Annotated in this window: 1 protein-coding gene; it reads right to left on the reverse strand. The window is 72.9% G+C overall.

What is annotated here, in order from left to right:
• A partial coding sequence (locus D7X12_RS41535; RefSeq protein ID WP_439329427.1) for an MFS transporter occupies positions 1 to 983 on the reverse strand: 983 nt, incomplete at both ends.

Consider the following 983-nt stretch of genomic DNA (forward strand, 5'->3'; position numbering starts at 1 on the left):
CCCCCGTCGCCGCCAGCGCGAATCCCAGGCCCACGCTCGCGCGCATGCCGCCCCGCACCAGCACCTTCACGCCCACCGTCGACCCCACCGACCAGCCCAACAACATCGGCACCAGCGCGAGCCCCGCGCCAATGGGCGAGTGCCCACCCTGCTCCGTCATCCACAGCGGCACCCACGCCGACATCGTGTACAGCAGCGCCCCCGCGAACAGTCCCCCCGCGAGGCCACTGAGCACCGTCCGGTCCGTCACCAGCTCCACCGGCAGCAACGGCGCCGACGACCGACGCTGCTGCCGCACGAACAGCGCCGCCCCCACCACCGCGCCCAGCGCGCACAACCCTCGCGCCCGCGCCGCGCCCGGCTCCAGCGCGAAGAGCAACAGCGCCACCGTGCTCCCCGCGAGCAGCGGACCCCACCGATCCAGCTTCATCGACTCACGCCGCGGCGGATCCCGGTAGGACAGGTGCAGCAACATCGCGGACACCACGCCCACCGGCAGGTTCACCAGGAACACCCACCGCCACGAGGCGTGCATCACCAGCCAGCCCCCCAGCAGCGGCCCCAGCACGTTGCCCGCGGCCCACGCCCCGGTGAACAGGCCCTGGATGCCCGCCCGCTCGCGCAGCGTGTAGAGGTCCGCGCTGATGGTCAGCGTCGTGGGCTGCAACGCCCCCGCGCCCAGCCCCTGCATCACCCTGAAGCCCACCAGCATCGGCACCGACGTCGCCAGGCCACACAGCGCCGACCCCAGCAGGAACAACCCCATCCCCGCGAAGAACACCGGCTTGCGGCCCAGCCGGTCCGCCAGCTTGCCGCTCACCAGCACGCCCACCGTCGAGGCGAAGAGGAACGCGGAGAACACCCACGAGTAGAGCGCATCACCGCCCAGCTCCCGCGTGATGGTGGGCATGGCGCTCGTCACCACCGTGCCCTCGAAGGCGGCCACCACCAGGGCCAGCAGCACCGCCCCCGTGGCCACCCGC

It is taken from the genome of Corallococcus sicarius (assembly GCF_003611735.1).
GTDB classification, from domain to species: Bacteria; Myxococcota; Myxococcia; order Myxococcales; family Myxococcaceae; genus Corallococcus; species Corallococcus sicarius.